Here is a 17,383-nt window from a genome sequence, read left to right on the forward strand (position 1 = left end):
GCCCGGGCCGCCGGTCAGGCGCCGTCGGGCCCGTTGCCGAGCAGCGGCTCGTCGGCGGAGCGGACCTCGGAGCCGGGCAGGCCGTCGGGGTGCTCGTCGCGGACCCGGTCCAGCGCGTCCAGCGCGATCCCGAGGTGCTTGCGCTTGCTCGCCTCGTAGAACGCCCGCGCGCCGCCGGCCAGCTTGGGCTCGGCGTGCAGCGGCTTGTCCGACACGCACAGCAGGGTCGCGTTCGGGATCCGGTAGCGGAACCCGTTGGCGGCGATCGTCGCGGACTCCATGTCCACCGCCACGGCGCGGGCCAGCCGCATCCGGTGCAGCGTCGCGGCCTGGTTGAACTCCCAGTTGCGGTTGTCGGTGGTGTGCACGACCCCCGGCCGCCAGGTCGCCTCGGCCGCGCCGAGCGCGTCCATCAGGTAGCCGTTGAGCCGGATGCTCGGGATGACCGGCACGTCGGCCGGGAGCACCTCGTCGAGCACGTGGTCGGCCCGCTGGTAGGCGGTGGCCAGCACGAAGTCGCCCAGCTCCTGGCGGTTCCGCAGGCCCCCGCAGTGCCCGATCATGATCATGGTGTCCGGGCGGAGCACGGCGAGGTGGTCGGTGACGGTCTTGGCGTTGGCCGGGCCCACGCCGATGTTCACCAGGGTCACGCCGTCGCCGTCGGCGCCCGGGTGGTGGTAGGCGGGCATCTGGACGCCGGCGCGGTCGGGCCGCTCGGCGTCGGGGAAGCGCTCCAGGAACGACTCGACGTGCATCGCGTAGTTGGTGAACAGCACGTGCCGCTGGAAGGACTCGGCGGGGGTGCCGGTGTAGTGCGAGAGGCGGTCCAGCGAGAGCGCCATGCGCTCCGGGCCGAACAGGAACAGCTTCTTGACCCGCAGGTCGAAGCGGTCCTCGTCGAGCGCGGCGAAGAACTCCGGGTCGGTGAACGCCCGGGCCGGGCGGGCCGCGCGGGCGGTGACGGTGGCCCCGGCGGCGAGCAGGCCGCGCAGCTCCCGGTGCAGGTAGCGGCGGATCGCGCACGGCCGGGCGAACTCCCCGGAGATGCGCGGGTTGTGCGTCGACCACGGGCGCACGACCTCGAGCTCGGGGTACCAGCCGTCGTCGTAGACCGACTGGAGGGCGTCGAGCAGCCGGGCGATCTCGTGGTCGAGCTTCTCCGCCGGGACCGGCGGGCGGACCTGTTCGATCATCGCGGGCGTCACGACGCGTCCCCGTCGTCGGCGCCGTGCGCATGCAGCGCGCCCGGGGCGACGGCGACCGCCGACACGATCTCCAGCACGCGGCGGGCGAGCCCGTCGGTCAGCCGGTAGCGGACCAGCCGCCCCTCGCGGTGGGCGGTGACCATGCCGTGCGCGCGCAGCAGGCGCAGCGCGTGCGAGACGGCCGAGTCGCTCATCCCGACGGCGACGGCGAGGTCGGAGACGCAGAGGTCCCCGGCGTGCTGCAGCGCGAGCAGCAGCGACAGGCGGTTGACCTCGCCCAGGACGTCCAGGACGGTCGCGGCCTCGGCCACCTTGGTGGCGTCGGCGAGCACCGCGACGGCGTCGCAGACCTGGTCCGGGTCGATCACGCGTGCGCCGGCGAGCGCCTCCGGAACCTTGTGCACGGCTGTGATGCTAGCCCTGTCGGCGGATCACTTCGCCGCAGCGGCCTTCTTCTCGCGCGCCGCGGCCTTGATCGCCTTCTTCGTGTCGCGCACCTCGAGCAGGGTCCGGGAGTCGACGACGTCGGCCGCGGAGAGCCGGGTGCCGTCGGCGCCGTAGTCCCCGGCGGCCTCCCGCCAGCCGTCCGGGGTGACCCCGTACTGCTTGCCGAGGATCGCGACGAAGATCTTCGCCTTCTGCTCGCCGTAGCCGGGCAGCGCCTTGAGCCTGCGCAGCACCTCGCGCCCGTCGGGGTCGTCGCGGGTCCAGATCGCGGCCGGGTCCCCGTCCCAGTCCTCGACGATCGCGCGGCACATCTCCTGCACCCGCCCGGCCATCGAGCCGCCGTAGCGGTGGATGGCGGGCGGGGTGGTGGCCAGCGCCGCGAACCCCTCGGGGTCGTGGTCGGCGATGACGCGCACGTCGAGCCCGCCGAGGCGCTCGTGCAGCTTCAGCGGGCCGCGGAACGCGACCTCCATCTGGATCTGCTGGTCGAGCAGCATGCCGATCAGCAGCGCGAGGGGCTCGCGTTCCAGCAGCGCGTCGGCCTCCGGTTCCTGGGCGATGCAGATCCCGCTCATGCCGCACAGGATGGCACGCGACAATGGGCGGGTGCTCCCCCATCTCGACGCCGGTGACATCGAACGCGTCCGCGGCTGCCTGCTCGACGCCGGCTACACCCCGGACGGTGTGCGCGCCCTGCTGGGCCGCTCCGCGCACGACGCACTGACCCGCGGCGAGCCGGAGCCCGCGGCCCGGGCCAGCCGCGACGGCGGGGAGCTCGGCACCCTGGTGCGGCTGTTCCTGCTGGAGGACACCGAGCCCGAGCCGGCGGTGACCGCGGCGCTCGGCGACCTGGACCCGCTGCTGGAGGGCCGGATCCTGCGCCGCACCCCGGAGGGCATCCGGGCCGCGCTGGACGTGCGCCCCTACGGCGAGGGCCCCGGCGCCGACGGCGAGCCGGGCACCGACTGGTGGGTGGTGTCCGACATCGACACCCCGGCCGCGCGGCAGGACCGCGAGCACGTCACCGGCGTCGGCGGGGCGTCGCTGACGCTGGCCGCGGCGACCGTCCGCCGCCCGGTCGGCACCCTGCTCGACCTGGGCACCGGCTGCGGGGTGCAGGCGCTGCACGGCTCCCGGCACGCGCTGCGGGTCACCGCGACCGACGTGCTGCCGCGCGCGCTGGCGCTGGCCCGGCTGTCGCTGGGGCTGTCCGGGGTGGAGGTCGACCTGCGGGAGGGCCCGTGGTTCGCCCCGGTGGCCGGGGAGCGCTTCGACCAGGTGGTGTCCAACCCGCCGTTCGTGCCGGGCCCGCCGCGGGTGGACTACGTCTACCGCGACTCCGGTGCGGCCGGGGACTCCGCGCTGGCCGGACTGCTGGGCGAGCTGCCCGGCCTGCTCAACCCGGGCGGGGTCGCGCAGCTGCTGGGGTCGTGGCTGCACGTGCGCGGCGAGGACTGGCCGGACCGGGTGCGGTCCTGGCTGCCCGACGGCGTCGACGCCTGGGTCCTGCAGCGCGAGGTCGTCGACCCGGGCCTGCACGTCGGCACCTGGCAGCGCGACGCCGGGCTGGTCCCGACCTCCCGGGCGGCCCGCGAGCAGGCCGGGGCGTGGCTGGACTGGATGGCCGCCGAACGGGTGGAGGGGGTCGGGTTCGGCTTCCTCATGCTGCGCCGCACCGACAGCGAGCCGACCGTCGTGGTCGAGGACCTGCCCGGCGAGCTGGGCGAGGGCCTGGGCCGGGAGATGACCGGCTGGCTGGACCGGGTGGACTGGCTGCGCGCCCACACCCGCGACGAGGACCTGCTCGGCGCGCGGCTGCTGCTCGCCCCGGAGACGGTGCTCGAGTCGGCCTCGTCGGTCGACCCGGACGGCGGCTGGGCCGAGCTGTCGACGACCGTGCGCCGCTGGGGCGGCCCCGGCTGGGAACACCCCGTCGACGCCCCGGCCGCGGCGCTGCTGGCCGGCTGCCGCGGCGACCTGCCGCTGTCCGAGCTGCTCGCGCTGCTGTCCTACGCCCACGACCTGCCGGTCGACGCGCTCGTCGCGGCGACGCTGCCCGCGGTGCGGGAGTTCGTCCGGCACGGCCTGCTCCAGCCGGTCGACGGCTGGCCGCACCCGGTGCCCGCGCGGACCGCGGCCGCGTCGCCGTCGGGGCCGGTCGGGTGAGGGCCGTCGTCGCCCGCGTCCGACGGGCGTCGGTGACGGTCGAGGCGCCCGACGGCACACCGCTGCGGGTGTCCGGTGAGATCGGGCCCGGGTTGCTGGTGCTGCTCGGCGTGCACGCCGACGACGTCGGCACCGACCCCGCCGCGACCGCGCGGAAGGTCGACACGATGGCCCGCAAGCTGCACGAGCTGCGCCTCCTGCGCGACGAGCGCTCGTGCGCGGACGCCGGCGCCCCGCTGCTGGTGGTCAGCCAGTTCACCCTGTACGGCGAGACCCGCAAGGGACGCAGGCCGTCCTGGTCGGCGGCGGCCCGCCCGCACGACGCCGAGCCGGTCGTCGACGCGGTGGTGGCCGCGCTGCGCGGGCGCGGCGCCACCGTCGGGACCGGGGAGTTCGGCGCGCAGATGGCCGTGGAGTCGGTCAACGACGGTCCGTTCACGGTCCTGGTCGAGGTCTGAGCCCGGTACCGGGCCCACGTCTCAGCCGTCTCTCACCGGACTCTCAGCCGGAAAGGGGACGATGGGGACATGGTCGCCTACCTGCTGTCCTGGCTGTTGGGGCTGTTCCAGCTCGTGCTGGTCGCCCGGGTCGTCGTGGACTGGATCGACGTGCTCGGCTCCGGGCGCGGCGGCGCCGTGCTCGACACCGCCCGCCGTGTCACCCACGGCCTGACCGAGCCGGTCGTCGCCCCGATCCGCCGCCGCGTCCAGCCGGTCCGGATGGGCGCGGTCGGGCTCGACCTGTCGGTGCTGATCGTGTTCGTGGCCGTGCTGCTGGCGCGGCTGGTCGTGGTGCCGCTGATCCCGTTCTGACCCCGGCCGGGGTCAGGGGCGTGGCCCGAGCCGCAGCGCGGTGACCCGGCCGTCGTCGTCGAGGCCGGCCTCGGCCAGCCCGTCGGTGACACCGCCGTCGCGGTGCACCCGCACCGCCCACTCCGCGGTGTCGCGGGCGACCTGCTTGCGGGTCGGGTCGACGGTGAACTCCCCGTCGAGCAGCTCACCGAGGTGGGCGAGCAGCGGCACCGGGGACGGCCGCTCCCGGAACGGGGCGGTGGAGGTCAGGGTCGCGTCCGGGGTGACGACGGCCGCGAGCGCGACCGGGTCGCCGCCGCGCACCGCCCGTTCGAAGGCCAGCGCGCCGAGGAACCGGTCGGCCGCGGCGGCGCCCCGGCGCTGCAGGTGGTCCAGGAACGCGACGTCGCGGTCGATCTTGGAGGCGGCACCGATCAGCCGTGACCGCACCGTGCTGGCCGGCATCTCCAGCACCCGGACCGTCACCTGCCGGTAGCCCGAGTCCGGGCCGAGGCTCCCGTCGGCGAGCAGCCGGTCGATCGTCTCGATGAACCCGAGCTCCTGGTTGAGCGACAGGTTGCCGGCCAGTGCGTTGCGCCGGTCGGCGATCTCGATCGGGCTGCGCGGCTCGCCGTCGATCTCCGACGGGTTGATCTGCACGACCCACAGCTCGTCGGGGTCGGTGTCGAGCAGGTCGTGGGTGGGCGGGTTCTGCGAGAACAGCCCGTCCCAGTAGACGCCGCCCGCGGTGTGCACCGCGCGGAACAGGGTGGGGATCGCGGCCGAGGCGAGCACGGTCTCGGCGGTCAGGGTGTCGGTGCGGCTGGAGAACGCCCGGAACTCCCCCGTCAGCACGTCGACGGCGCCGAGCAGCAGCAGCGGCGCGGCGCCTGCCGGGTCCGGACCGATGGCGGCGAAGTCCACGTGCCGTGAGACCAGGTCGAGGAACTGGCGGGTGCCGTCGAACGGGCGCGGCACCAGGTACGGGGTGCCTGCCGGGACGAGCCCGAGCCCCTGCAGCGCGCCCGCCGTCACCACGCCCAGGTTGGTCAGGCGCTCCAGCGGGGTGCGGGCGGCGTTGTCGGCCCAGAACTCCTCCAGCGCCGTCGCCGCGGCCTCGCGCCGGTCGGGGGTCTGGCCGTCGCGCAGCCGGTCCCAGGCGACGAGTGCGCAGATCGCGCCGCCCGAGGTGCCCGAGATCGCGACGACCTCGGCCGGGTCCGCGGCGGAGCCGAGCGCGTCCGAGCGCAGCAGCCGGGCCAGGACGCCCGCGGTGAACGCGGTGTGGCTGCCCCCGCCCTGGCAGGCGATCGCGATGCGGCGGGGCCGGGTGCGGGGGCTCATGGGGCCACCCTCGCGCGGACCGGTGGGTAGGGACAGCGCGACCCGGTCACACACGACGACGGCCCCCACCCGGGGGCCGGGCGGGGGCCGTCGTCGCGCGGGGTCACTTGCCGGCGGCGCTCCGGGTGGCGCGCGCGGTCTTCTCCGCGGCGGCCTCGGTGCTGCGCCCGGCGTGCTCGGTCACGGCCTCGGCGGCCTTGGTCGCCTGCTCGGTGACCTGGTCGAACACCGAGGTGCCCGCGCCGACGACGGTACGGGCGAACTCGCGCTGGTGGCCGAGCACCTGCTCGTAGAAGTCGAAGGCGCGCTCGACGGCGGCACCCGCGTCGGGCAGCTGCGGGCGGTCACCGGCGCCGAACTGGCGGGCCAGGCCGCTCGCGGCCTCGGTCCACCCGCGGACGGACTCGGTGACCAGGTCCTGGCCGCGCTTGGCGATGTCGACGAACTGCTCGGTGGAGGCGGTCATCGGTACTTCCCTCCCGGGAGTCGTATCTCGGCGTGGACGGGGCGCCGACGAGCACCCCGGCATGCCAAGGAAACTACGCACACCCGTTAAGTATGTCAAGCACGGCAGCTCAGTCCCGCTGCACGAAGCTCCGGTACACCCCCAGCAGGGCCGCCTTCTGCTCGTCGGACAGCCGCGTGTCGGATTCGATCGCGGCCTCGACACCGGGCGGTGGCGCGGCCACGGGGGCGGCCTCCTCGACCGGGGCGGCGTCGCCCGCGGTGTCCGGGTCGCCGACCGACCAGCCGGCCCGGCTGAGCATCTGGTCGGTGTTGAGGTGCAGCGCGTCGGCGATCGAGCGCAGCACCTTCAGCGACGGCTGGTGCAGCCCCCGCTCGACCTGGCTGAGGTAGGCGTTGGACACCTTGGTCATCGCCGCCATCTCGCGCAGCGAGAGCTTGGCCATCTGGCGCTGCGCCCGGATGAACCCGCCCAGGGCGTTCACCTGCGCGCTCCACGCGTCCTCGGCGGCCCGGCGGCCGTTCTCACGCAGCTCGTCGGCGGCGGTCTCCCCGGCGGTCCGCGGCCGGTGCCCGCCGTGCGTGCGGGCCTCCCCCGCGCGGCTCACGGCGTCCCCACCCGGAGGGCCCCGCGCGGCGGTCGCCGGCACGCGGGCACAGAACGTACGCGGTCCATGGCGATGCATTCTCCCCGCCGGACGGCGGTTGCGCACGCATCCGATGCAGTGTCGACAGTGGACAGTACGGACCACCGTCCATCGTGGACAGGGCTCCGCCCCGGTGACCAGCGGTGATCACCGGGGCGGCGGCGGGGTGCGGGCGGCGGCTCAGCCGCTCAGCACGTAACGGCCGGGAGCGGGCTCCAGCGGCGGGTGCGCGTCCGACCCGATCTTCTTCGGCGCCGCGACCTCCTTGCCCGCGCGCTCGGCGATCCACGGCGTCCAGTCCTCCCACCAGGAGGCCTTGCGCTCGGTGGCGTCGTCGCGCCAGTCCTCGGCGCGGGCCGGGAGGTCGTCGCTCTCGCCGAACCAGTGCCGAGACTTCGGCGACGGCGGGTTGACCACGCCGGCGATGTGCCCGGAGTTCGACAGCACGAACCGCACCGTGCCGCCGAGCTTCGACGCCCCGGTGTAGACCGACTTCCAGGGCGCGATGTGGTCCGACTCGGCCGTGACGATGTAGCTGTCGGGCCGGATGTCGGCCACGTCGAGCCGCTCCCCCGCGAGCTCCAGCTTGCCCTCGGCGAAACGGTTCTCCAGGTACAGCGTGCGCAGGTACTCGGTCTGCATCGCGGCCGGCATGCGGGTGGAGTCGGAGTTCCAGGTCAGCATGTCGAACGGCTTCGGGTCCTCGCCGAGCATCCAGTCGTTGACGACGTAGTTCCAGACCAGGTCGGTGGCCCGCAGCAGGTCGAAGGTCGTCTTCATGCTGGTGGCGGGCAGGTACCCGTCCTTGCGCATGCTCCGCTCGAGCCGGTCCACCGTCTTCTCGTCGGTGAACACGCCCAGCTGGCCCGGGCCGGAGTAGTCGAGCAGCGTGTTCATCAGGGTCAGCGAGTTGACGCGCTGGTCGCCCTTGGCCTCCAGCCACGCCGTCATCGCGGCGGAGAGCGCGCCGCCCAGGCAGAGCCCGGCGACGTTGACCGTGTCCCGGCCGGTGATCTCGCGGACGACCTCCAGGGCCGTGACCGGGCCCTCCTGCAGGTAGTCGCTCATCGTCACGTCGGCCAGCGACGAGTCCGGGTTGCGGTAGCTGATCATGAAGACGGTGTGGCCGTGCTGCACCGCCCACTCCACCAGCGACTTCTGCGGCGCGAGGTCCATGATGTAGTACTTGTTGATCCACGGCGGGCTCATGAGCAGCGGGATCTCGTGCACCTTGTCCGTCTGCGGCTCGTACTGGATGAGCTCGATCAGCCGGTTGCGGAAGACCACGTGGCCCGGGGTGACCGCGAGGTCCTTGCCCACCTGGAAGGCGCCGGGCGTGACCTGGCGCGGCATCCCCTGGTTCTGCACGGCGTCGCGCAGCATGTTGCGCGCGCCCCGCACGATGTTCAGACCGCCGGTCTCGACGATCTTCTTCGGCCAGGCCGGGTTGGTGACGACCGCGTTCGGCGGGGCCAGCGCCTCGACGATCTGGCCGACCAGCCAGTCCAGCTTGCGGCGCGCGGTCGGCGAGACGCGGGCGGCCTGGGACAGCTCGGTCAGCCGGTCGGCGAGCAGGCTGTGCTCCTGGCGGGCCAGGTAGTACCAGGCGTTGCCCTCCCAGGCCGGGTCGGCGTAGCGCTTGTCCTTCTCGGGCAGCGACGCCGGACCGGTGGTCGTCCGGCCGACGGCGCGCGCGGCCGCGGCGGACACGGCCTTGGCCGAGTCGACGCCGAAGCCCAGACCCGTGCGCAGCACCGCCCCGGGCCGGGTGGCCAGCGAGCGGGCGGCCTCGCCGAGCGCCCCGCCGAAGCCGACCGGGTCGACCTTCGCGGCGAGCCCCTCGGGGCTGGCGAGCTCGCGCAGGTCCCGCACGAGACCGGCCGCCTGCCGTCGCAGCACCTCCGCGGCCTGGTTCGACGCGGCGGCGCTGCCGTTCTCGGACTCGGGCTGGGGTACGGGCTGCGTGGTCACTGTTCGTCACTCCTGACGGCCGGTTCGGTCTCCGTGCCTGGGTTCCCGCGCTCCCCGAGCGAACGGGAGGCGCAACGGGATGGACACATGGTGACCGCGTACTCACCGGTAGGCAGCCCCGGATTGTTGTAAGGCCTCTCACCTGCGCTAAGCGAAGCAAGCACTACTCCGGAGTAGGCCAGCGCTTGCTTGACATACCGAACGCGTTTTACCGTTCGGTAACCCGGATAGCCCCCGGTCATCAGAGTTGATGGGAGAGGCCCATGAGCACGGCGATCACCCGACGGTCCGCACCCTCCAGGGAGCACGGACCGCGTGCCCTTCCCGAGACCCCCGTGGCCGCGGCCACCGGGAGCGACGACCGGCCGGACCCCCTCCGGTACCTCGTGTCGTACAACACCCGGAACCTGACCAAGGTGGTGGCCGAGGTCGGCCGGGCCACCGGCGCCTACTGGATCGACGCGGTCCAGCGGATCGCCCGGCCCGGCGACGCCGCCCGGCGCGGGCTGCTGTGGATCTCGGCGATGGCCGACCGGCGCGAGCCGACCTGGCACCTGGCCAACGAGGTCGTGCTGTCGACGCCGTTCGCGTCGCTGCGTGACTTCACCGCCGCCGAGCACCGCGACGACGACGTGGTCCCCACCCTGGTGCTGCCGCCCCAGGCCGGGCACTCCTCGACCGTCGTGGACTACTCGCCGCAGCAGAGCCAGATCGCCATGATCCGCGCCTCGGGCCTGACGAAGGTCTACGCGCTGGACTGGCGGCCCGCCACGACCGCGACGAAGAACGTCACGATCACCGACTACCTCGAGGTGATCGACCGGTCCATCCGGCGGATGGGCGGGAAGGCCAACCTGGTGGGCGACTGCCAGGGCGGCTGGCTGGCGACGATCTACGCCGCGCTGCACCCGGACCGGGTGAACACCCTGACCCTGGCCGGGGCGCCGATCGACTTCCACGCCGGCGAGTCGGTGATCGCCGCCTCGACCCGGCTGATGGCGGGGACGATGGGGATGGCGCCGTACAAGGCGCTGGTCGCCGCGGGCGGCGGCAACATGCCGGGCTCGGCGGTGCTGTCGAACTTCATCTCGATCCAGCCGCAGTCGGAGATCTCCCGGCAGCTGCAGCTGCTGGAGAACATCGACGACCCCACCCACGTCGAGCGCTACCGGGTGTTCGAGGACTGGTTCAAGTACACCCAGGACATCCCCGGCGCGTTCTACCTGTGGCTGGTGGAGAACCTGTTCTGGAAGAACCGACTGATCAAGGGCACGCTCACCGTCGACGGCCGGACCGTCGACATGGGGGCGATCGACTGCCCGCTGCTGCTGCTGGCGGGCTCCGCGGACCACATCACCCCGGCCCCGCAGCTGTTCGCGGCGGCGGAGAAGGTCGGGACCCCGGCCGCGGACGTCACCTATCGGACGGCGACCGCGGGCCACCTGGGGCTGTTCATGGGCCGTGACGCGCTGCGCCACGACTGGCCGGTGCTGATGGAGACCGTCTACGGCCACTCGGTGCCGTCGAAGAAGGACACCGGGGCCGGCAAGGCGTCGCGGCGGCGCAGCAGCGTCCGCGCCGTGGCCGACCCGCGGGACACCCCGCGGGTGCCCGCGCCCTGACCGGTACGCCCGGCGGGGTCGCTCCCTAAGAGGACCCTGAGAGAACCGCAACTGCATGTGACCGACGACACGGCCCCGCAGGCACATTTCCCGGCCTGCGGGGCCGCGTCGTGGGAACGATCCCCGGAACGGATGCGTTGACCCCGTACAGGGCAAGCGGTGAGGCCCATCAATCGCCCGCCGCAGCCCGCGCAGGGGAGGAAATGCACATGACGGTGACCACGACCGCTCCGGCCGTACCCGGCCCGCGCCTCACGACCGAGGCCCCCGCTCGCGCCACCGTGTCGTCGTCCGGCGCGAAGCGGACCGCCCCGACGGTCGCTCGCAGCTCCCGCCGTCGCACCGACGGCGACGGAGGCACCGCACTGGAAGCCACCGTACCCGGTGCCGCGGCCGCGGTGGCGGAGGATCTCGACGCCCAGAGTCCCGCCGCGGACCTGGTGCGCGTCTACCTCAACGGGATCGGCAAGACCGCACTGCTGACCGCGGCGCAGGAGGTCGAGCTCGCCCGGCGCATCGAGGCCGGCGTGTTCGCCCAGCACCGGCTGGACACCGCCGCCGCCGACGGCACGCTGGACGGGCTGGACCTGCAGTACCGCCGCGACCTGCGCGCGGTCGTCCGCGACGGGCTGCTGGCCAAGAACCACCTGCTGGAGGCGAACCTCCGGCTGGTGGTCTCGCTCGCCAAGCGCTACACCGGGCGCGGGATGCCGCTGCTGGACCTGATCCAGGAGGGCAACCTCGGCCTGATCCGCGCGGTGGAGAAGTTCGACTACACCAAGGGCTTCAAGTTCTCGACCTACGCGACCTGGTGGATCCGGCAGGCCATCACGCGGGGCATGGCCGACCAGGCCCGCACCATCCGGCTGCCCGTGCACCTGGTCGAGCAGGTCAACAAGCTGGCCCGGATCAAGCGGGACATGCACCAGCGCCAGGGCCGCGAGCCCAGCGACGCCGAGCTGTCGGCCGAGTCGGGGATCCCGGAGCACAAGATCCAGGACCTGCTCGACCACGCCCGCGACCCGGTGAGCCTGGACATGCCGGTCGGGTCCGAGGAGGAGGCGCCGCTCGGTGACTTCATCGAGGACGCCGAGGCGACCGACGCCGAGAACACCGTGATCTCGAGCCTGCTGCACGACGACCTCCGCCGGGTGCTGGCGACCCTGGAGGACCGCGAGCAGAAGGTCATCCGGATGCGCTTCGGCCTCGACGACGGCCAGCCGCACACGCTCGACCAGATCGGGCGCGCCTTCAAGCTCTCCCGCGAGCGGGTGCGCCAGATCGAGCGCGAGGTCATGTCGAAGCTGCGGGTCGGCGAGCGCGCCGACAAGCTGCGCGCCTACGCGAGCTGACCCGGGCCGGCCGGGCGTCCCCCCACCCGGCCCCCGGCGACGGACGGCCGGCGGAGCGATCGCTCCGCCGGCCGTTGCCGTCTCGGGCACCCCGGGGCTCCCCACGAGTTCGGGATGCACGGCACGGGGAGTTCTACCGGATCGATTCCGCAGCGGTCACGGCGACACGGTGGCGGCCGCGGCACGGCACGGCGTGTTCCCCACCACCCCGGGCCGGATCGTTGGCCGAGCGCTCCGTCCCCGCCTAGGGTCGGGTCATGTCGCGTTCCCTCCCCGGCCCGGTCACCCCCGTCGTGACCCCGGAGTCCATGCGCGACGCACTGGGCGCGTTCGCGTCCGGCGTCGTCGTCGTCACCGCGATCGGCCCGGACGGGCCCATCGGGTTCACCTGTCAGTCCTTCGCGTCGCTGTCGCTGGACCCGCCGCTGGTGAGCTTCGCACCGTCACGGGGGTCCTCGACCTGGCCGCGCATCCGCGAGGTGGGCCGGTTCTGCGTGAACGTGCTGGCCGCCGACCACGAGCACCACAGCGCCGGGTTCGCCCGCTCCGGGGTCGACAAGTTCGCCGGGGTGACCTGGGCGGCGGCGCCGTCCGGCTCGCCGGTCCTCGAGGGCGTCGGCGCCTGGGTCGACTGCGCCCTGTGGAACGAGTACGACGGCGGCGACCACACGATCGTCGTCGCCCGGGTCGACGCGCTCGGCGCGGACCCGGACCGGCTGCCGCTGCTGTTCCACCGCGGCACCTACGCCCTCACCCCCCGGGCCGGCTCGTGAGCGGCACCGTGGGCCGGATCATCGGGGTCGTCGCGGGCCCGGAGCCGGGCGGGCGCACGGCGGCCGCCGTCGCCGGGATCCTCGCCGGCACCGGGGCCGACACCGCCCTGATCGAGCTGTCGCAGACCCCCGTCGCCGAGGTCACCGCGGCCTTCGCCGACGCCGACGCCGTCGTGTTCGGCAGCCCGGTCTACCGGGCCGGGCACACGGCGTCGCTGCGGGCGCTGCTGGAGGCCACCGAGCGCGGGAAGTGGGGCGAGAAGACCGCCCCGCTCCAGGGCAAGGCGGCCGCGGTCGTGCTGACCGGCGCGAGCGGGCACCACTTCCTCGCCGTCGACGGGCTCCGGTCGGTGTTGGCCGGGTTCTTCGCCGTCCAGGTCCTCTCCCCCGGGCTCTACCTCGACCACTCCGGCTACGTCGACCGCAACACCCTCACCGAGCAGTCCGCGGAACTCGCGGCGGCGCACGGGCGGGCACTGGCCGACCTGACCACGGCGGTACGCGGCTCCGAGGCGCTGCGGGCGATCACGCCCGTCGTCTGAGGCGGCACCGGCGCGTCACCGCCCGGCCAGGGCGGTGGCGATCCGGGCGCCCAGCGCCACGTTGTGCCGGTACACCGCGACGTTGACCTCCAGGCTGGCCTCGCCGGTCGCGGCGCGGACCCGCGCCAGCAGGAACGGGGTCGCGTCCTGCCCGCCGATCCCCGCGTCGTCGAGTGCGGCGAGGGCGTCGGCCAGGGCGGCGTCGTGCAGCGCGGGCGGGAGCTGCTCGGCGGCCGGGACCGGGTTCGCCACCAGCAGAGCGCCGGGCAGGCCGAGGTCGCGGGCGGCCCGCCAGGCCGCGGCGACCTGCTCCGGGGACTCCAGCCGCTGCCCGACCCGGTGCCCGGAGTCGGCCACGTAGAAGCCGGGGAAGGCGTGCGTGCGGTACCCGGCGACGGTCACGCCGAGGGTCTCCAGCCGCTCCAGGGTGGCCGGCACGTCGAGCACCGACTTCACCCCGGCGCTGACCACGACCAGCGGCAGCGCGGCGAGCGCGGGCAGGTCGGCCGACTCGTCGAAGGTGCGCGCGGCACCGCGGTGCACCCCGCCGAGGCCGCCGGTGGCGAACACCCGGATGCCGGCCCGGTGCGCGAGGTGCGCGGTCGCGGCGACCGTCGTGCCCCCGCTCGCGCCGGTGGCGACGGCGACCGGGAGGTCCCGGGCGGACAGCTTCACCACGTCCGGGGCGGTCGCCAGCCGGGCCAGCTCGTCGTCGGTCAGCCCGACGACGACCTCGCCGTCGAGCACCCCGACGGTCGCGGGGACGACCCCGAGCGCGGCCACGAGCTCCTCGGCCTCCCGGGCGACGGCGAGGTTGCGCGGCGCGGGCAGGCCGTGGGTGACGATCGTCGACTCGCACGCCAGCACCGGGCGGCCGACGGCCAGGGCGTGGGCCACCCGCTCCCCCACCCTCATGCGGCGGCCGGCGCACGCAGGGCGGCCTCGCCGCCGTCGACGGGTGAGGTGCCGAACGCGGTCACCGAGCCGGGCGCGTGCCGGTGCACCCGGTCCGCCACCCGCTCGAACAGCTCCGGGCACTCCGGGGGCGTGCGGAGCCCGCCGCCGCGGGCGGGCGGCGCCGCGATGACCCGCGGCAGCCCGCCGTCCGGGCCGACGAGGACCTCGGTCGACCCGGTCCCGGACGCGCGGTGGCCCTCGCGGCCCCGTTCCGGGGCGGCGGGCACGGGCGCCGGGTCGTACCCCGGGATCCGCGCCGGGTCGGAGCCGATCACCAGCAGCGTCGTCACGTCCCCGCACGCTGCTCGCCGCGGCACCGGCCGTCAACCCTGCGGCGCCGGGACCGGGGTGCGGGCTGCGGAGCGGGCACAGACCAGCGCGACGAGTGCGCCGAGCAACGTGAACCCGGTCGCGACCAGTACGGCGACGTGCCAGCCGGCCAGCAGCTCCGGCACCGGCTCGTCGCCCGCCGGTGAGGTCAGCACCGAGGTCAGCGTGACGCCGACGGCGGCGCCCAGGTAGCGGGTGGTGTTGTTGATGCCGCTGCCGGTGCCCGCCCGGTCCGGCGGTACCGAGGCGACCGCCTCGCGGCCGAGCGTCGCGTTCACGACCCCGGTGCCGACGCCGACGACGACGAGCGCAGCCAGGACCGCCCCGGTGCCGGACCCGGTCGCGAGCAGCCCGAGCTGACCGGCTGTCATGACCAGCAGGCCGACGCCGAGGCGGACGCCGCCGGTGACCCGTTCGCTGATCCGGCGGGTGAGCAGCGCGGTCACGATGCTGGTGCCCGACCAGCCGAGCAGCAGCAGCGCCGCCGTCGCGGGGGCGGTGCCGTGCACCGGGGCGAGCAGCGCCGGCAGGTAGGAGCTCAGCGAGATGATGCCGAGCCCGGTGGCCAGGCTCGCGACCGTCGCCGCGACCAGCCCGGGATGGCGGAACAGCTCCGGCCCCGCCATCGGGTGCGCGACGACGAACTGGACGGCGACGAACGCCGCCAGCAGCGCCGCCCCGGCGACCAGCAGCACGACGGTCGTGGTGGTGACCGGCAGCCGCCGGGCCTCGGTGAGGCCGGCGAGCAGCACCGCCAGCCCGGCGGCGAGCAGCACCATCCCGGCGACGTCGACCGGGCGCGGGCGCCCGGCGGTGGACTCGGTGAGCAGCGTGCGTCCGGCGAGGGCGAGCACCAGCCCGGCGACCGCGACGGCGACGTAGAGCACCCGCCACGGCAGCAGGCTCGCGAGCAGCGGGCCCGCCGCGATCCCCGCGGCCAGCGCCGCGCCCCACAGCCCGGTCGCGGCCGAGCGGCGCGGGCCCGGCGGCAGCGCGTGCCCGATCAGCGCGAGGCTGCACGCGACGACCGCGGCCGCCCCGACGCCCTGCCCGATCCGGCCGGCGACGAACCCGGCGGTGCCGGTGGCGAACGCCCCACCCGCCGAGGCCAGGGCCAGCACGACCGCGCCGGTCGTGAACACCGCGCGCCGCCCCAGCCGGTCGGCCAGGGTCCCCGCGGTCAGCAGCACCGCGGTGAGTCCCAGGCTCATCGAGCTGAGGATCCAGGAGCGCCCCGACGGCGAGGAGCCCAGGTCGGCCGCGATCGGGGCCAGGGTGGCCAGCGGTGCGGTGTAGCTGACCAGGGCCAGCGTCGTGCCGAGCGACGCCACCGCCACCGTGCGTCGGGCCACGCCGCCACCCCCTCGTCACCGCGGACCGCTCAAGATCAGGACGGACGCTACGCCGTCCGGGCTCAGCTGGGGAGGCCGAGCAGCGCGGGCAGGTCCGCGACCGAGTCGATGACGGCGTCGGCGCCCGCCGCACGCAGCCGCGGCTCGCCGTGCGCCCCGCCCCGCACCCCGACGGCGAGCCCCGCCCCCGCCCGGACGGCGGCGTCGATGTCGGCGGTCGCGTCACCGGTCACCGCGACCTGGGAGGGCTCGGTCCCGGCCCGCCGGGCGGCGGCGTGGAGCAGGTCGGGCTCGGGCAGGCCGCGGCCGTCGACGTCGGCGGGCGACAGGATCATGTCCGCCCGCTCGGTGAACCCCAGCGCCGATACCAGCCGATCCCGCAGGTCGGGGTCGAACCCGCAGGTCAGTGCCACGCTCAGGCCGGCGTCGCGGAGCGCGTCGAGGGTCTGCGCGGCGCCGGGGACCGGGCGGACGCGGCCCGCGTCCAGCGCGGCGTGCAGGTGGTCGGCGAACGCCGAGTGCGCGCGGCGGGCCCGGTACATGTCGCCGTCGAGGAGCTCACCGAGCACCGTCATGACCGGGCGGTCCATCGTCGCGCGGGCCTGCCGGTCCAGCGCCGGGTAGCAGGGGCCGTCGACGCGGACCCCGGCGGCGCGCAGACCGGCCCGCAGACCGGCAAGCACGAGCCCGTCGTCGGCCATCGTCGTACCCGCCAGGTCGAGCACCGCCAGTTGCACCGGTGAACTCCACCGCCGCCGGATGACGATCACCCGACTCCTGATCGACATCGGGGTGAACCGGCCGCGTCACTCCGGGGCGGGCGTCACCACAGCTCGCCGTCGCGCCAGTCGCAGACCAGCGCGCGGGCCGGGTCGAGCGGCGCGTCGACGGGCAGGACGTGCACGCTGCCGCGCTCGTCGGGGGTGTCGACGACACCGGTCGGTGTCAGCGCGCCCAGCGGTCCGTCCCAGCGGCGCCAGCCGTGCCGGTGGTAGAGCCGGGCGGCCCGTTCGGTGGCCCCGAGCGCGCCGAGCCGGTATCCGCCGCGCACGATCCGCCCGACCTCGCTCATGAGGGCGCCGCCCAGTCCCCCGCCCCGGTGGGCCGGGTCGACGGCGACGGCCTCGACGTAGCCGGTGCGCAGGGCGACGCCGTCGTGCAGCACGCGCCGGGTGACGACGGCGGCGTGGCCGACCGGTGCACACAGCGGACCGGCGAGGACGTGCACACCGCCCAGTGCGTGGTCGAACGCGTCGTCGTCGAACGGCTCCCCCGCGTCCGGGCCCCGGGCGTCGCCGGGGCCGAAGGCGGTGTCGAGCAGCCGGCGCAGGGCACGCAGGCCGGCGGGGCCGAGATCGGCGGTGCAGACGACGGTGAGGTGCACCCGGGAGATCCTTCCCGAGTGCACCCCGCGTCGCG

19 protein-coding genes are annotated in these 17,383 nt (G+C 74.9%); 7 read left to right on the forward strand and 12 right to left on the reverse strand.

Going from position 1 to position 17,383, the window contains the following annotated elements:
* Positions 1-14 precede the first annotated feature (14 nt).
* The 3 genes from AC0GKK_RS04440 to AC0GKK_RS04450 are packed head-to-tail and all read right to left on the reverse strand — an operon-like array spanning position 15 to position 2,227.
* A complete protein-coding gene (locus AC0GKK_RS04440) occupies positions 15-1,205 on the reverse strand; it encodes an AMP nucleosidase (RefSeq protein WP_100880327.1) in 1,191 nt (396 codons plus the stop codon).
* Positions 1,202-1,609, reverse strand: a complete 408-nt coding sequence (locus tag AC0GKK_RS04445) for an ArsR/SmtB family transcription factor (RefSeq protein WP_489883221.1) — start codon at positions 1,607-1,609, stop codon at positions 1,202-1,204. The genes AC0GKK_RS04440 and AC0GKK_RS04445 overlap by 4 nt, the downstream gene beginning before the upstream one ends.
* 27 nt (positions 1,610-1,636) lie before the next feature.
* A complete protein-coding gene (locus AC0GKK_RS04450) occupies positions 1,637-2,227 on the reverse strand; it encodes an HhH-GPD-type base excision DNA repair protein (protein WP_405417720.1) in 591 nt (196 codons plus the stop codon).
* 31 nt (positions 2,228-2,258) lie between these two features.
* Here AC0GKK_RS04450 and AC0GKK_RS04455 point away from each other — a divergent pair, with 31 nt between their 5' ends.
* The 3 genes from AC0GKK_RS04455 to AC0GKK_RS04465 all read left to right on the forward strand — a co-directional run bounded on the left by AC0GKK_RS04455 (position 2,259) and on the right by AC0GKK_RS04465 (position 4,630).
* Positions 2,259-3,818, forward strand: a complete 1,560-nt coding sequence (locus tag AC0GKK_RS04455) for a DUF7782 domain-containing protein (RefSeq protein WP_251786295.1) — start codon at positions 2,259-2,261, stop codon at positions 3,816-3,818.
* Positions 3,815-4,276 carry a D-aminoacyl-tRNA deacylase gene (gene dtd, locus AC0GKK_RS04460; protein ID WP_179760276.1) on the forward strand — a complete coding sequence of 154 codons (462 nt, stop codon included), beginning with the start codon at positions 3,815-3,817 and terminating at the stop codon, positions 4,274-4,276. Before AC0GKK_RS04455 ends, dtd begins: the two co-directional genes overlap by 4 nt.
* 69 nt (positions 4,277-4,345) lie before the next feature.
* Positions 4,346-4,630 carry a YggT family protein gene (locus tag AC0GKK_RS04465; RefSeq protein WP_224402809.1) on the forward strand — a complete coding sequence of 95 codons (285 nt, stop codon included), beginning with the start codon at positions 4,346-4,348 and terminating at the stop codon, positions 4,628-4,630.
* 12 nt (positions 4,631-4,642) lie between these two features.
* Here the strand turns inward: AC0GKK_RS04465 and AC0GKK_RS04470 are convergent, their stop codons facing one another.
* The 4 genes from AC0GKK_RS04470 to AC0GKK_RS04485 form a co-directional block, all read right to left on the reverse strand.
* Positions 4,643-5,953 carry a patatin-like phospholipase family protein gene (locus tag AC0GKK_RS04470; RefSeq protein ID WP_489883222.1) on the reverse strand — a complete coding sequence of 437 codons (1,311 nt, stop codon included), beginning with the start codon at positions 5,951-5,953 and terminating at the stop codon, positions 4,643-4,645.
* 103 nt (positions 5,954-6,056) lie between these two features.
* Complete coding sequence (locus AC0GKK_RS04475; protein ID WP_489883223.1) at positions 6,057-6,419, reverse strand: hypothetical protein; 363 nt, start codon at positions 6,417-6,419, stop codon at positions 6,057-6,059.
* A 109-nt stretch (positions 6,420-6,528) separates the two neighbouring features.
* Positions 6,529-7,026 (reverse strand): helix-turn-helix domain-containing protein, encoded by a 498-nt coding sequence (locus AC0GKK_RS04480; protein ID WP_489883224.1) that lies wholly within the window; start codon positions 7,024-7,026, stop codon positions 6,529-6,531.
* A 219-nt stretch (positions 7,027-7,245) separates the two neighbouring features.
* Positions 7,246-9,036, reverse strand: a complete 1,791-nt coding sequence (locus tag AC0GKK_RS04485; protein WP_179760279.1) for a PHA/PHB synthase family protein — start codon at positions 9,034-9,036, stop codon at positions 7,246-7,248.
* A gap of 335 nt (positions 9,037-9,371) precedes the next feature.
* On the opposite strand from AC0GKK_RS04485, the gene AC0GKK_RS04490 reads away from it, so the two are divergent.
* The 4 genes from AC0GKK_RS04490 (at position 9,372) to AC0GKK_RS04505 (ending at position 13,325) form a co-directional block, all read left to right on the forward strand.
* Complete coding sequence (locus tag AC0GKK_RS04490) at positions 9,372-10,658, forward strand: alpha/beta fold hydrolase (RefSeq protein WP_062402508.1); 1,287 nt, start codon at positions 9,372-9,374, stop codon at positions 10,656-10,658.
* 203 nt (positions 10,659-10,861) lie between these two features.
* Positions 10,862-12,010 (forward strand): sigma-70 family RNA polymerase sigma factor, encoded by a 1,149-nt coding sequence (locus tag AC0GKK_RS04495; RefSeq protein WP_226369504.1) that lies wholly within the window; start codon positions 10,862-10,864, stop codon positions 12,008-12,010.
* A gap of 257 nt (positions 12,011-12,267) precedes the next feature.
* Complete coding sequence (locus AC0GKK_RS04500; RefSeq protein WP_208819535.1) at positions 12,268-12,783, forward strand: flavin reductase family protein; 516 nt, start codon at positions 12,268-12,270, stop codon at positions 12,781-12,783.
* Positions 12,780-13,325 (forward strand): NAD(P)H-dependent oxidoreductase, encoded by a 546-nt coding sequence (locus AC0GKK_RS04505; protein WP_224402814.1) that lies wholly within the window; start codon positions 12,780-12,782, stop codon positions 13,323-13,325. The genes AC0GKK_RS04500 and AC0GKK_RS04505 overlap by 4 nt, the downstream gene beginning before the upstream one ends.
* Before the next feature lie 15 nt (positions 13,326-13,340).
* On the opposite strand, the gene AC0GKK_RS04510 is transcribed toward AC0GKK_RS04505, so the two are convergent.
* From AC0GKK_RS04510 to AC0GKK_RS04530, 5 genes are all read right to left on the reverse strand, one after another.
* A complete protein-coding gene (locus AC0GKK_RS04510; RefSeq protein ID WP_251786285.1) occupies positions 13,341-14,240 on the reverse strand; it encodes a pseudouridine-5'-phosphate glycosidase in 900 nt (299 codons plus the stop codon).
* Entirely contained in the window at positions 14,237-14,572 is a 336-nt protein-coding gene (locus AC0GKK_RS04515) for a hypothetical protein (RefSeq protein ID WP_489883225.1), read from the reverse strand. Before AC0GKK_RS04515 ends, AC0GKK_RS04510 begins: the two co-directional genes overlap by 4 nt.
* 33 nt (positions 14,573-14,605) lie before the next feature.
* A complete protein-coding gene (locus tag AC0GKK_RS04520) occupies positions 14,606-15,964 on the reverse strand; it encodes an MFS transporter (RefSeq protein ID WP_489883226.1) in 1,359 nt (452 codons plus the stop codon).
* 62 nt (positions 15,965-16,026) lie between these two features.
* Positions 16,027-16,701 carry an HAD family hydrolase gene (locus AC0GKK_RS04525; RefSeq protein ID WP_062402492.1) on the reverse strand — a complete coding sequence of 225 codons (675 nt, stop codon included), beginning with the start codon at positions 16,699-16,701 and terminating at the stop codon, positions 16,027-16,029.
* Positions 16,702-16,787: 86 nt separating this feature from the next.
* Positions 16,788-17,348, reverse strand: a complete 561-nt coding sequence (locus tag AC0GKK_RS04530; RefSeq protein ID WP_489883227.1) for a GNAT family N-acetyltransferase — start codon at positions 17,346-17,348, stop codon at positions 16,788-16,790.
* Positions 17,349-17,383 lie beyond the last annotated feature (35 nt).

Source organism: Pseudonocardia sp. P-1 (assembly GCF_058111925.1).

Excerpts from the sequence above, each read along its gene's own strand:
- AC0GKK_RS04500 (WP_208819535.1), top strand. The coding sequence starts at position 12,268 with ATGTCGCGTTCCCTCCCCGGCCCGGTCACCCCCGTCGTGACCCCGGAG.
- AC0GKK_RS04470 (WP_489883222.1), bottom strand. The coding sequence starts at position 5,953 with ATGAGCCCCCGCACCCGGCCCCGCCGCATCGCGATCGCCTGCCAGGGC.
- AC0GKK_RS04475 (WP_489883223.1), bottom strand. The coding sequence starts at position 6,419 with ATGACCGCCTCCACCGAGCAGTTCGTCGACATCGCCAAGCGCGGCCAG.
- AC0GKK_RS04450 (WP_405417720.1), bottom strand. The coding sequence starts at position 2,227 with ATGAGCGGGATCTGCATCGCCCAGGAACCGGAGGCCGACGCGCTGCTG.
- AC0GKK_RS04495 (WP_226369504.1), top strand. The coding sequence starts at position 10,862 with ATGCACATGACGGTGACCACGACCGCTCCGGCCGTACCCGGCCCGCGC.
- AC0GKK_RS04510 (WP_251786285.1), bottom strand. The coding sequence starts at position 14,240 with ATGAGGGTGGGGGAGCGGGTGGCCCACGCCCTGGCCGTCGGCCGCCCG.
- AC0GKK_RS04465 (WP_224402809.1), top strand. The coding sequence starts at position 4,346 with ATGGTCGCCTACCTGCTGTCCTGGCTGTTGGGGCTGTTCCAGCTCGTG.